Source organism: Arachidicoccus ginsenosidivorans, from assembly GCF_007971385.1.
Classification (GTDB): Bacteria; Bacteroidota; Bacteroidia; order Chitinophagales; family Chitinophagaceae; genus Arachidicoccus; species Arachidicoccus ginsenosidivorans.
This window is the reverse complement of record NZ_CP042434.1, coordinates 2534690-2547822: the sequence shown is the minus strand read 5'-3', so window position 1 is coordinate 2547822 and position 13133 is coordinate 2534690. Positions and strand designations below refer to the sequence as shown.

Genomic DNA, 13133 nt, shown 5'->3' with positions numbered 1-13133 from the left:
CCATGAAAAAACTTACTGGTCTTTTGGGGATCCTGATATTTTTAAGTTCCTGTTCAGCTTTACGCGTAAATTATTACGGGAGAAGTACCACGCCTTCTGATAATGTTGACCTGTATCTATATGCTAAAGACATCTCCACCCCCTATCAGGTTTTAGGCAGGGCAACGTTTAAAGGCAATGCATATACACTGCTTTCAGAAATTTCTGAAAAGGCAAAAAAATCACTTATTGAACAAGGCAAAAAAATCGGGGCAGACGCAGTCATTTTGTATGATCAGGAAAACAGCTCTGCCATCCCTACATTCAAAACAACCACAACGCAAGAATCCAAAGTAAATACTTTCGGGGATAGTACCATTACCAGAACATCCATTACTACAGCACAAAATAATAATTATATTTTGAGTCCGGTATTTGTACAATACAAATAGGCGTAGCAATTATAGCTAAAATATTAGCTTAATATTACAATTGCCACCATTATTTCCTAAAAAAATACCAAATGTTTTTATAAAAAATATTATATTTGGAAACCGCAACTTTAAAATAATTTTATAGTTCAGATACGCCCTATTGATGGACGGTGAATTTGTTTAAAAACATTAAAATTTCAAAGGAAGGAACCATGCTAATTCAAAATTGTGGAGCATAATCCCTTCATATACATCAGTCAACTTTAGCCTAGTATTTGGGGAAGATATATTTGGGCCAAACATGATATTTTTATGAGAAGGCGCTGAAGATTTTGCACCAACTCAAAACTATGGAGGACTATAGCTTAAAAATGACATTGCAGGTGATTTGCAAAATATTCTCAAAAGGCAATATCAGAAGATGCGAAGGGTTGCACATCTTACCATATATCGGAAAATCTGTTATCTGGAACAGCGACAACAACCGCTCAATATAAAAGTATGTTTAAGAGTCATTTTTTAGGAATGGCTGGCGCAAAATATGCCTGGTGAAACTACAATGAACATTATAAATAGTAACATAACTGGTGTCGTTACAGCAATTATAACGGAAGGAGATCTCAAAGCGCACCACTGATAATTACTGAATCTTTTAAAAAATCTTAATCCTGAATAATTATGGATATTAGTGAATATATTGATTTATTAAAGGAAATAAATTTAAATTACAAAATCAATGAACAAGAAAACCAGTATAATGAAGTTGATGGTTTGAGCTCAATTTTAAAAAATAAACTTAATGAAGCAAAAATAGATAAAAGGTGGACACAATTTAAAGAATGTTTAGCACAGAAGGTTGAATGGTATTCAATTAATGATTTGACGACGTTTTCTTATTCGTTGCCATGTTTTAAAATAATTGCTAAATTAAATATAGATAGCCAATACATAATTCAAATTTTCGTCTCAGTTATATCCAACTATTTTGCGTTCAAAATTAAAGAGAAACCATTAACGATTATTGATATATCCACAATCAAAGATGAGATCGTGAATTATCCTGAAATTAACTCTAAGATTAAGGATCTCTTTAATAAACAAAATATTTTTATGGATCTTAAAGAGAAACAGATGCAATTAAAGGGTTTACTGGAATCAATCCCTGAATTTTATAAATTATTTAAAGATGAAACAGAAACTATTTATTCTTTAAATGAATATCCAGCTAATTTAAAAGATTGTATGGCGAAAGTGCTTGATTGTCAAACGAAGATCTTTAAATATAAACCATTAGATTCGAAATTTGCAAATAATATTATACCAGGAGTCACAACGAATCTTAAAGTTGAAGGTACGGCAACCTTGTTCGATTGTGTATTTACTGATGTTATATAGAATAATTCATTAATTCAGAATCTTGCAATTAATATTTTAAAAAATAGTTGCGGGAACATTAGTATCAAATAGCACTTTGTTTATCAAAAAGTCTTTTTAAATTTATTATTAATGGCAACCACATATGTCTATTTATATTAAAAACTACGTATTCTTTACTTGCGGCATCGAAGATGCTATTCTGATTTGAAATGTCATAAATACTTGTAAGCTTCATATCATAAGGTTTTCCTTGCATTTAGCATCAAGGTCCCATCGTGTCACATTAAAATTGATAAACGTGTACAGGCCATTTGTGAACAGTTTAGTAACAAGAAGGAAACTTTCCTTGAATGTAAAATGCACTAATTCAAAATGTTAGTATAACACATAAAGTTAGTGCATCATTTCCATTAACAAACAACTCAAAACAAACCTGGAGGTACTTTGCCATATCCATTGATTGAATCAGCTTTTTGTTGCGTAATCAGAATAATTGAGCTGCTAAGAGAAAATAAAGAATCGAGTTATCAATTATCTACTTTGGACTAGGCCATAAGCGGCCTCACCAACTGTTCATCAACTTGAAACATAGCTGCAACATCTTTTACCGATTTTTTCAAAAGGTTCGGGTTAGCAGCCAAAAAGGATTTGATGGTATTTATCGTACCCTTTACTTCTCCTTCAATTAACCCTTCTGCTTTACCTTCTGCTTTACCTTCAATTATTCCTTCTGCTCTGCCTTGCGTCCTACCCACTGCTATTGCATTTTCTTCAACACGTTCTTTTGTCAGCCGCTCTAATTTCCTTACGCGATCTCTCCAGTGGAAATCATCCAGCATGTTCATAAATTCTTCCATTTTAGTTTGATTTAATTGTTTGGCTATTTCAATAACATCTTCAAAGTAGCCACCCTTCAAAAATGTTGGTGTTTCTCTTAAGTTGTGGAAATTATTCAAAATAAAAAGCCATTTATCTCTTTCTGAATAATTTTCAGGTACCGCTTTGCGGAATTTCGGCAGATCAATCAGCATTTTCCAATCTTTCCCACAAAACAATTCTTCGGGATCTTTTTGATTGGTACTGATAAATTCATGAATATAATCCATCCGATTTTTCCTATTTAAGTCAAAATCTGCCAAGCCTAAAACATGTATCGGCACTTGTTGAAAATCCCAATCAATACCCTTAATTGCAAACAAGCAACGAGCTTTCCCTTCATACAGAGAAACTCTATCCCCGTAAAATAGCTGCCTTTCTCTTTGCATTTCGGTTAAAAAAACGGATTTTGTATTTGGTTCTTGCCACACAATGTCAGGGGCCATATTTCTGGAATCTAATGTCGCACCCTTAAAATCATTAGATTTCAGAACCAAATCCTTAATCTTTGCCCTATGGCCCCAAAAAGCTCTGTGAAATGGAATGGCCACTTCCTTTTTGTACAGATTATTTCCTAAAAATAATCTGAAAGCTGCGTCTTTTCTTAAATCTTCTGCAGCCAATTTAATGGCCTCATCCGTCCATTTTTCGTTCTGATCATTATTTTGACCGGACCATTCCCATCCATGGTCCATTTCATGCCTTTTCTCAGCTACCTCGTGATCTATCAACTGACCACCACCCGTTACGTATAACCTGGAAGGTGCATTTGCGGGCCTTAAACCAAAACTCAATTGATCTTTCATACTTGTAAAATTCAGCAAGACCTTCCAGTTAGATTTTAAAATTCGTTTTAAAATCAACTCACAGTCCCAGTTATAAAATAAAAAAACGGTAAAACCGGCAATAATCCTCTACTTAACAGCAGCAAATCGAATATCAGCAACCATCCCAAATTATCTGCTGTGGAAACAAAGATACTCCATAAAATCAAAATTCCCAAGAATAATACTAAAATATTCAAAAAAATGTAAAATTATTAGTTTTAGATAGAGCAGGATGTTTTGATGGCAAATCTTATAGCCAGAACCATTTCCCTTAAGAAGTATAAATTATCTTTATTTTGCAGTTAAATTCTAAAATAAGGACCTTTTCGGTCACATGATTTAAATGATATGAGGATCCATTTTATATCCATCGGAGGCAGCGTAATGCATCAGTTAGCCATTGCACTGCAAAAAAAAGGTTATCAGATCACCGGTTCTGATGACGAAATCTTTGATCCGGCCAGATCGGTGCTGGAAGCTGCCGGATTATTGCCAGCGATTATGGGTTGGCACGGCGACAATATTACCGAGCAGTTGGATGCGGTCATCGTCGGCATGCACGCCAGAGCAGATAACCCCGAACTACTAAAGGCCCAAGCGTTACATTTAAAGATATATTCATTTCCGGAATATATATATCAGGAAAGCAAGGAAAAAGTGCGTGTAGCCATCGGGGGTAGCCATGGCAAAACTTCTACGACCGCCATGGTCATGCATATCCTGTCACAAAATAAAAAGGCATTTGATTACCTGGTGGGTGCCAGGCTACAGGGATTTGAACAAAGTGTCCAGATTACCGAGGCGCCTATTTTGGTAGCAGAAGCCGATGAATACCCAGCCAGCGCCTTAAAACCAGTTCCTAAGTTCCACTTCCTCTATCCGCATATCGCAGTTATAACAGGCATCGCCTGGGATCATATTAATGTATTTCCCACTTTTGATTTTTATCTGGAGCAATTCCGCATCTTTATTCAAAAAATTGAACCAGGAGGCATCCTGATCTATAACGCATCAGATCCTGCATTGCAACAATTAGTGGCAGAAGAAAAAAGAGCGGATATTCGCTTTGCGCCTTATCAGATTCCAGTGCACGAGATCAAAGATGGCGTAACCTATATTGAGTTGGAAAGTGTTAAAACTGCCCTTGGTGTATTTGGAGATCATAATTTGCTTAATCTTCATGCCGCCTTCTTAGTTTGCAAAGAACTTGGATTATCGCCATCAGCTATACTGGAAGCAGCATCCAGTTTTAGTGGCGCAGCAAAAAGACTGGAATTACTCTATCAGGATCCGGCAAATGGAGTCAGTATATTCAGAGACTTTGCACATGCACCCAGTAAAGTCAAGGCAACGATTCAGGCCGTAAAACAACAATTTCCCGAAAGGCAACTTCTAGCGGTTTTGGAACTACACACCTATAGTAGTCTAAATGCTCACTTTATGCAGCAATACAAAGGTGCAATGGACGCGGCGGATCAGGCCATTGTTTTTTATACACCCCATGCGTTAGCCATGAAAAAAATGGCCCCATTGCCTCCCCAGAGCGTTGAAGCGGGCTTTGACAAACCAGGGCTTAAAGTAATCCAGGACAAGGTCGAATTAGAGAAAATATTAAATACGACCCCGCTTAAAAATGTAAATATTTTGCTGATGAGTAGCGGGAACTATGACGGACTTGACCTGGCAGGCTGGATTCAACAAACTAAATCCAAATAGAGGTAAACGGAGGTTAAATTAACAGGAAAGCACACCAGCTTCAAGGCAGGGCACCAAAAAATACGCCCATTTTGTAAAACCTTCTTATCTTTCCTGCCAGAATTTATCGCATCTACGTTAATAACTATAATAAAGCCATGAATATAGAGCTCTTAAAACCAATCGCCTTTTTTGATATCGAGTCAACGGGTATTAATCCGGCTACCGACAAAATCGTTGAGCTGGCCATTGTCCGAATAGAACCAACTGGCGAAAAGAGCCGACTGAGAAGACTAGTCAATCCTGGTATGCCCATACCCAAGGAATCTTCAGATATCCATGGCATTACAGATGAGATGGTTAAAGATGCACCCCTGTTTAAAGAAATCGCAGCGGAAGTTGTTCGTTTTTTGGACAATTGCGATTTAGGTGGATACAACTCCAATCGATTTGATGTGCCATTATTAGTTGAAGAATATTTAAGGGCAGGCGTCACTTTTTCCTTAAGTGACAGAAAATTATTGGATGTTCAAAAGATTTACCATAAAATGGAACCCAGAACATTAAGTGCTGCTTATCAATTCTATTGTAATAAAAACCTGGAAGACGCCCATAGTGCTACGGCGGATGTGGAAGCCACCTGGGAGGTTTTACAGGCGCAGATTGACAAATACCCCAACATCGGCCATTCTCTTAATAGTATATTACAGTTCACCGGAGAGGATAAAATTGTAGATATGGCCCGACGTTTTGTATTTAAAGGCGAAGAAATTATATTTAATTTTGGAAAATATAAGGGAAAAGCTGCACATCTTGTCTTTAGAGAAGAACCGCAGTATTATGACTGGATGATGCGCGGCGATTTCCCATTACATACCAAACAAGTAATTTCTGAAATCTTCAGGCAAGTTTTCCCCGGTAAAAAATAAATCGCCTTTAACATAAATACCCAAGGAATTATATATTTTTAATTCTTATTTTGAGCCTCAAATTACCATTTTTTGGAGAAACTTGTTATCATACCCACTTACAACGAAAAGGAAAATATTGAAGCAATTGTGCGCTATGTATTTTCCATGAACCTTAACTATCACATATTGGTAATTGATGATGGTTCTCCAGATGGCACCGCATTGATTGTCAAATCTTTAATGCAAGTTTTCCCCGATAAATTATTTTTAGAACAGCGCAGTGGAAAACTGGGACTGGGTACTGCTTATATCCATGGTTTCAAATGGGCCATGGAAAGGGGTTACCAGTTCATTTTTGAGATGGATGCTGATTTTTCGCACAACCCAGATGACCTGGAAAGGCTTTACAAAGCCTGTAAAGACGACGGGGCAGATGTCGCCATCGGCAGCCGTTATGTCAAGGGGGGCGCCATCCAGAATTGGCCCCTTGACAGAAGAATATACTCCAAAGGAGGCGCTTTATACACCCGCCTTATCACCTGGATGCCCGTAGGCGATCCGACCGCTGGGTTTGTATGTTACCGTAATGAGGTATTATCTTCCATAAATTTTGATGCCATCAAGTTTGTTGGCTATGCCTTTCAGGTAGAGATGAAATTTGCCTCCTGGAAATTGGGCTTTAAAATTACCGAAGTACCCATTACCTTCAAAGACAGAACTTTCGGTGCCAGCAAAATGAGTAAAGGTATTATTAAAGAGGGTATTGTTGGCGTACTCAAGCTCCAATGGCACAGTCTGTTTAAAAATTATAAAGCTTCCGTATCTATGGAGGCCTCCGTTAAATAAAGGGCTGTAGTCTACTTATAATCCATACTTCTGAACATTTTTACACAAAAAATAGTTTTTGCATCATTTTTCATAAAGCGCCGTTAATTCCTTAACTTGCTGGGAAGTATGCGCTATTGTCCGTTAATTTAAACGGACACTAACGCTAGAATACTAACTAAAATTCAAATCCTTAGTAAGATGCAAAAGGTAAAATTATTGTGGGTTATTACTGGACTTTTTTTCCTGTTCCCTGTTTTGGGTAGTGCGCAAGAAGGCAGCCAATTGGAGCTGTCCATGAATTATCCGAAAGTGCATAGAAGAATCGGCTTTCAATATACAGGGAAGCTTTCCAACAGTCCCGTGCTGAAAAGTATTTTATATTATAGTGTAGAGAGTAGAATTTATGCCGAGCAACTCAGCCATGCCATGATGGGTGACAAACTGATCGGCAGCTTTACACTCCCCGACTCAGCGCAGGCCTTTGCACTGGTTTTTAAAGACGACAAGAATACCGACAAAAATGAGGGCAAAGGCTATGTTTATAATGTCTACACAGAAAATCAGCCCAGCCTGGGCACCTACGCCTCTGAGGCCACCTTTTATGGAAATATGGCCGCCCTATTGGGGATCAACAGAAATTTTGATACGGCAGTTACCCTTTATGAAAAGGAATTTTCTCAGCATCCGGATCAAAAAGACATTTATCACGATGCTTATTTGACAGCTGGGCTTTATAGCAGAGATAGAGTCACCGTACTGGGAGCCGTTAAAAGTGATTGGGAGCAGATGATCGCGCGCAAAGCGCCGGAAGACTCCCTCATTAAAGTCTACGGCGTACTCGCAAATTTTGACAGGGATAATATGCAGCAATATAAGGACAGCCTACTTGCACTATATCCACATGGTCTGCTTTCCGCCAGAGACCAAGTTGGTAATATCTTTAAAAAAGGTAGCGCAGATTCCATGGTAATGGCCTATGATGCATTAATGAGCGATTATAAAAATCTTAAACCAGAGGATATCATCAATCCTCAGCAATTTTATTATATCGTTGCCAAAAAGTACTGGGAAGAGAACAATGCGGATAAATTTCAGCAGTATGCAGACAAGGTAAACATAAACAGCATGCGGTCTTCTATCTATAATTCAGCCGCCTGGCCCATTGCCGAAGCTGAGGTAAAAGACAGTCTGGATCTGGGTGTAACACTTGCCAAAAAATCGGTAGATGCTGCACTTAAGATGAAAGATGACCGTCCGACTTATTACACCAAAGACGATTGGGCAAAAGTATGCCAGTCCAACTATAGCATGGTGGCCGATACTTACGCCTATTTACTCTTCCAGCAGGGAAAAGTCAAAGATGCATTGGATATCCAGCAAAAAGTAATTGATGGGATGCAAACAGACGCGGATGTCAATGGTCGTTATCTGCAATACCTGCTGGCCAATCATGATCCAGAAACAGTGCTGGATAAAGGAGCTGCATTTATCAAGGCAGGCCAAGGTAATCAAAGCATGAAAAAGCTGATGCAGGAGGCTTACCAGAGCGTCAATAATTCAGACAGCGGGTTTACCGCTTATTATGATAAACTGGAAGCAGTAGCCTTTGAGAAGAAAAGTGCAGAAATTAAAAAATCTATGCTAGATCTGCCCGGACATACATTTAGCCTAAAGGATTTGGATGGTAAAACGGTAGCGCTGGATTCTCTTAAAGGCAAAGTGGTCATCATTGATTTTTGGGCAACCTGGTGCGGCCCTTGCAAAATGTCCTTTCCTGGTATGCAAATGGCCCTGGATAAATATAAAAATGATCCAGACGTCGTTTTTCTTTTTATTGACACCTGGGAAAGGCAACCCACCATGGAAGAAAGGAAAAAAGATGTTCAAAAGCTGATGGCAGATAATAACTATTCTTTCCACGTAGTACTGGATGATCCCACCACTAAGGAAAAACAAGCCTATAAAACTGTAAGCGCTTACGAGGTCACCGGCATTCCAACCAAATTTGTGCTCGACAAAACCGGCAAAATTCGGTTTAAGGCAGTGGGCTTTGACGGCAATAGTGAAAAACTGGCCGAAGAGCTATCCATTATGATTGAACTGGCAAAAAAGGAAAATCAGGAGTAATAGGGACTAATCATACAATAAATGATCGGGCCGCTAATAGCAATATAAAGCCATAGCGGCCAGGTGATCCTGGCAATTTTCTTATGCTTTGCCCACTCTCCAGTTAGCCCTCTATAGGCGGTAAATAAGATAATGGGGAGCATCACAGCAGCAAGAACGATATGGGTGGCTAACAGCGTCAGGTAAACCGTACGAATGGTGCCTGTCCCACCAAATCTTGTTTCTCCCGCAAATAAATTATGACAGATATAGGCGCAAAGAAATAATACAGACAATACAAGGGCCGTGATCATTAATTTTTTGTGTAATAAATAATGCCTGGACTTAACGGCGATAAGCGCAGCAATCAAAACAAAAGTCACAATAGTATTAATGATGGCACTAATCAGTCCGAATACGTGTGGATTAAATCCCAAATCCACACCTGTTAACTTATACTTTCCAAGCGCAACGATCACCAGAAATACAATGACAGAGAATAATCCAATCAGCCTTTTGGCTTTTTTGTCATTTTTAGCAATGGTCGGCCCTAATGGCGTTTGATTTTGGTGGTTCATAATAAATATTTGGAAGTGGTGCGGATAATTAATTTTGACAATCATCAACAGGTTAACGCCTGCTCTTCATTGCCTTAAAACAATAAATGGCCTATTTTGTTACAGGATCTTTCTTTTTCTTAAGCAGCCCGTAATAGATAAATATAATCACCACTATCGTAATAAATAAGGCAATGACCATTTCAACAGGGTCAAATGGTAATGGTGCAGGATGTTTTGCGTCCCTTTCCACCATCAGCTTGCCAATATCTTCAGCCAACCTGGGAAGATCGCTCACTGTGTCTAGTCCATTATAATAACCTCTGATGCCAAAATCCCTGTCTAATAATACAAATCTGCCGGTATGCGCAAAATTTGGATCTATAGGCGTTTCATTATCATATTTATCCACTCTTAGTTGGTGGAAAATAAAATCATAAATAGAATCCCGGTTTCCGGTAAGGAACCACCAGTTATCTCCGTTCACCCCATATTTATCAGCATAAGCTTTTAATCTGCTTACTGAATCACGTAATGGATCTATGGAGAAGGATAAAAATTGTACATTATTAACGCCAAGCAAATCTCCCCGCTTATCGCCGCCCTTTTCAAAAGACCGCTGTAAACGGACCATATTCTTTGTTAGGTAAGGACAAATGGAACCGCAACTGGTGAAAAAGAAGTCGGCCACAATGACCTTCCCCTGTAAATCATATAAATGGACGGTATCCCCTAACTGATTGACCAATTTGATATTTTGAACTGTATGCCAGATGGAATCACGCTCCATTTTGCCATTCACCTCATGTGTGACTACACTATCCAAAATATAGTGCTTCGGCATGTGGATATTTTTACTACTGGCGTATTTCAGTATTAAATAACCGGTAAGTGGAATAATCAGGGCTACAATAATACCCAATAGTGCTTTTTTGCTCATCGCTTAGAGTTGACGTTCATAATTAGGATATGGGGTTATCCCCCAAAAAGCTGACACAGGCAAAGGTCAGTCATTTAATGTTTAAAAAGATAAAATATTGGCTGAAAGTGGCTATTTAAAGGTCAGCGTATTAGATTAAAAATACATTACAAAATAATTAATATAAAATACCAGATTTAAGTGCCTTAATCTGGTAGAAAAAAATTCACTAAATATTTGGCTGTTTGTTTTCTTTTAATTAGACCTGTGCAGCAATTGGAACACTCCTGCTTAGCTTGTTGAGGAGTTATGAGAAAATGCGAGCGTTTTTTATGCAGCCGTCACCTAAGCTATGACCATAATGGCAATATACTGACAATGAACCAGTATGGTCTAAAATCAGGAAGTACTTTAGCCTTGATTGACCAACTAACTTATCATTACAACACCAGCAGCAATCAGCTTAAAAATGTAGTGGACGCGTCTAATGACGCCTCCACTACCCTGGGCGATTTTCACTATACAGGGACGAAAGCAGCCTCGGCAACTGATTATACCTATGATGCCAATGGCAATTTAATCTCAGATGCAAATAAAAAGATTTCCGGGATTGTTTATAATATTTTAAATTTACCTCAGCGTATTACCCTAACAGGTAAAGGTACAATCAGCTATATCTATGATGCAGCTGGTAATAAATTGCAGAAAAAGACCCTACAAGGTGGGGTAACTACCACAACCACCTATCTGGAGTCTTCCATTTACCAAAATGATACGCTGCAGTTCTTTGGCACACCACAAGGAAGGGTACGACCAGTAGGAAGTAGCTTTGTTTATGACTATTACCTAAAGGACCATCTAGGTAATACACGTATGGTTATTACGGATGATTACAACATAGCAAGTCCAATACTAGAAGTAAACAGCTATTATCCCTTTGGACTGGAGCAGAAAGCAATCGGTGTTACGCAGGTATTGGCCTCTAAACACAACAAGTATAAATACAACGGTAAAGAATTACAAGAAGATTTGGGGCTGGATCAGTATGATTATGGAGCCAGGTTCTATGATCCTCAGATTGCCAGATGGCACATAGCGGACCCTTTAGCTGAAAAAGGCAGAAGATGGTCTCCCTATAATTATGCAGCAGATAACCCACTTAGGTTTATAGACCCAGATGGAATGGAGTCAGTAACCTATTCAGGTGCTGCAGCTGTTAATGCCTTTAAACAGCTCAAACAAATGGCTGATGTGGAAGGATGGGGTAAAGAGAAAAAAGATGGCGACGATGACGACAAAAAGAAAAAGAGACCAAAATACCACATCCGTGAATATACCCTTTCCGAACATCATCCTGGATTTTGGGAACGATTAAAAAATTCAAAGAACATTGTTGCAAGAGTCTTCTATAGTACAATTGATGATATATACGTCACAGGTCAATTGTTCATCGATAGAAGTAGCAAGCAACATTTAGGTGGAGGATGGGCTACTCCAAATGATGCCACTAGAGCTTTGGTAGGAACAGTTTCCACAGGTCTAGCTATCGCAGGTGGGGAGGTTGGAGAAGGCATCAAGGAAGGTGAGGAATTTACAAAGTCCAGTTTGAAGCTTGGTCAGCAGATGCACAAGGAGTATAAAGTGGAAGATGTAGTAGAAGGAATTGCTGTTAAAGAATATAGAGGCATTCCTGGAATAAGACCCGACTTTGTAAACTTCAGCACAAAGACTATATATGAGCTGAAACCTAACAATCCAAGAGCAATAAAACAAGGGTATAAGCAACTGGCAAAATATAAAGGAATTTTTGAAAAGCAATTGGGCGGGACATGGAAAACGGTATTAGATACCTATTAAATCTCTATAAATGAATAAAAATGATTTGATCAAACTACTGGACGGAATATTTTCCCCGCTTGGTTTTAAACGCAAAGGCAATAACTGGTTATTGAACGGAGAACAGCTTTCTAAAATTGTTAATATACAGAGATCAAGTTATAGCAATGCATTTTATATTAATTATGGATATATTATTCGGGCGCTACCTTTGCTTAATGTAAGGATGCACGTTGAGAATCGTTTGGCCTCGACAAGCAAAATCGAACAAAAAAGAATAACTAATTTGCTCGATTTTGAAATAGGGATAAATAAAGAAAAAAGATTAGCTGAATTGAAAGTGATTATAACCGAAAAAATAGTTGCACAAATGCAGTCCATAAATATTGAAGAAGAATTGCTTAACGAGTTAAGACAACGCTCTCACTTGAATGACATTTCTTTGATTGTCAAACGACATTTCAATTTACAAGAAGAAGAAGAAGGAGAAGAATAATAAAAATCATCATCATTATAGTATTTAACTATTCAGGTGGTAAATCGCTTAAATTCATTTAATGACGAGTATGTAATTACTTTAGATCGAGAATTTGTGTATGAAATATGATAATGGTGACTGCATGATAGGCAAGATGCTATTATTTAAATTACTATATTGCCTAGTATAAATGCTGGCTGATTATATGTTATGGATTAGAGAAATTGGCAGGTCTCAGATTGATTTTGTTGTACGTGCAAACCAATAACTCCTGGCAATGCAAATTTACCCAGCACATGAAGAAAATGAA

The 13133-nt window shown here is 38.2% G+C and carries 11 protein-coding genes; 8 read left to right on the top strand and 3 right to left on the bottom strand.

Translation table 11 applies throughout. From position 1 onward, the window contains the following. Positions 1–2: 2 nt before the first annotated feature. Both FSB73_RS10185 and FSB73_RS10180 read left to right on the top strand, forming a co-directional pair. On the top strand, positions 3–431 hold the full coding sequence (locus FSB73_RS10185; RefSeq protein ID WP_146781543.1) for a hypothetical protein: 429 nt from the start codon (positions 3–5) through the stop codon (positions 429–431). Positions 432–1091: 660 nt separating this feature from the next. Then, the gene (locus FSB73_RS10180) at positions 1092–1808 is read left to right on the top strand and encodes a hypothetical protein (protein WP_146781541.1); all 717 of its coding nucleotides are present in this window, start codon (positions 1092–1094) and stop codon (positions 1806–1808) included. 527 nt (positions 1809–2335) lie between these two features. Here FSB73_RS10180 and FSB73_RS10175 read toward each other — a convergent pair. Next, a complete protein-coding gene (locus FSB73_RS10175; RefSeq protein ID WP_158639491.1) occupies positions 2336–3361 on the bottom strand; it encodes a PD-(D/E)XK nuclease family transposase in 1026 nt (341 codons plus the stop codon). Positions 3362–3841: 480 nt separating this feature from the next. On the opposite strand from FSB73_RS10175, the gene FSB73_RS10170 reads away from it, so the two are divergent. From FSB73_RS10170 to FSB73_RS10155, 4 genes are all read left to right on the top strand, one after another. After that, positions 3842–5209, top strand: coding sequence for a UDP-N-acetylmuramate--L-alanine ligase (locus FSB73_RS10170; protein ID WP_146781537.1), 1368 nt, complete (start codon positions 3842–3844; stop codon positions 5207–5209). 137 nt (positions 5210–5346) lie between these two features. After that, on the top strand, positions 5347–6117 hold the full coding sequence (locus FSB73_RS10165; protein WP_146781535.1) for a 3'-5' exonuclease: 771 nt from the start codon (positions 5347–5349) through the stop codon (positions 6115–6117). A 72-nt stretch (positions 6118–6189) separates the two neighbouring features. Beyond that, positions 6190–6945 carry a polyprenol monophosphomannose synthase gene (locus FSB73_RS10160; RefSeq protein WP_146781533.1) on the top strand — a complete coding sequence of 252 codons (756 nt, stop codon included), beginning with the start codon at positions 6190–6192 and terminating at the stop codon, positions 6943–6945. 180 nt (positions 6946–7125) lie between these two features. Further along, a complete protein-coding gene (locus FSB73_RS10155; RefSeq protein ID WP_146781531.1) occupies positions 7126–9054 on the top strand; it encodes a redoxin domain-containing protein in 1929 nt (642 codons plus the stop codon). Here the strand turns inward: FSB73_RS10155 and FSB73_RS10150 are convergent. Then, entirely contained in the window at positions 9045–9611 is a 567-nt protein-coding gene (locus FSB73_RS10150) for a DUF420 domain-containing protein (RefSeq protein WP_146781529.1), read from the bottom strand. The genes FSB73_RS10155 and FSB73_RS10150 overlap by 10 nt on opposite strands. A 91-nt stretch (positions 9612–9702) precedes the next feature. Beyond that, positions 9703–10530: an SCO family protein gene (locus FSB73_RS10145; RefSeq protein ID WP_146781527.1), complete on the bottom strand. Its 828-nt coding sequence runs from the start codon at positions 10528–10530 to the stop codon at positions 9703–9705. A gap of 357 nt (positions 10531–10887) precedes the next feature. On the opposite strand from FSB73_RS10145, the gene FSB73_RS10140 reads away from it, so the two are divergent. Both FSB73_RS10140 and FSB73_RS10135 read left to right on the top strand, forming a co-directional pair. Continuing rightward, positions 10888–12366, top strand: coding sequence for an RHS repeat-associated core domain-containing protein (locus tag FSB73_RS10140; RefSeq protein WP_158639490.1), 1479 nt, complete (start codon positions 10888–10890; stop codon positions 12364–12366). 10 nt (positions 12367–12376) lie between these two features. Then, positions 12377–12841, top strand: a complete 465-nt coding sequence (locus tag FSB73_RS10135; RefSeq protein ID WP_146781523.1) for a DUF4304 domain-containing protein — start codon at positions 12377–12379, stop codon at positions 12839–12841. The last annotated feature ends 292 nt before the right edge of the window (positions 12842–13133 follow it).